Genomic DNA, 370 nt, shown 5'->3' with positions numbered 1-370 from the left:
GGACGGTGCCGATGCCGGAGATGGTGTAGACGTCCTGGATCGGCAGGCGCAGCGGCGCGTCCGTCGGCGGCTGGGGCGCTTCGAGGCTGTTGAGCGCTTCGAGCAGGATCTTGCCGTCGTACCAGTCGGTGTTCTCGGAGCGCTCGGCGATGTTGTCGCCCTCGAACGCCGAGATCGGGATGAATTCGGCGTCCTCCGTGTCGAAGCGGACCTGGTTCAGGAGCTTCTTGACCTCCTCGACGACCTGCTTGTAGTCGCTCTCGGAGTAGTCGACGAGGTCCATCTTGTTGACGCCGACGATGAGTTCGTTGATCCCGAGCGTGCGCGCGAGGAAGACGTGTTCCTGGGTCTGGGGCGCGACGCCGTCGTC

At 64.6% G+C, this 370-nt stretch carries 1 protein-coding gene; it reads right to left on the bottom strand.

Features of this window, described 5'->3' with window-relative positions; all coding sequences use genetic code 11:
* Positions 1–370: GTP-binding protein (locus QRT08_RS18410; RefSeq protein WP_286047452.1), on the bottom strand; the 370-nt coding region annotated here is incomplete at both ends.

The organism is Halalkalicoccus sp. NIPERK01 (assembly GCF_030287405.1).
In the GTDB taxonomy this organism is placed as follows: Archaea; Halobacteriota; Halobacteria; order Halobacteriales; family Halalkalicoccaceae; genus Halalkalicoccus.
The sequence above is the reverse complement of the archived record's forward strand: the minus strand, read 5'-3'. Positions and strand labels throughout refer to the sequence as shown.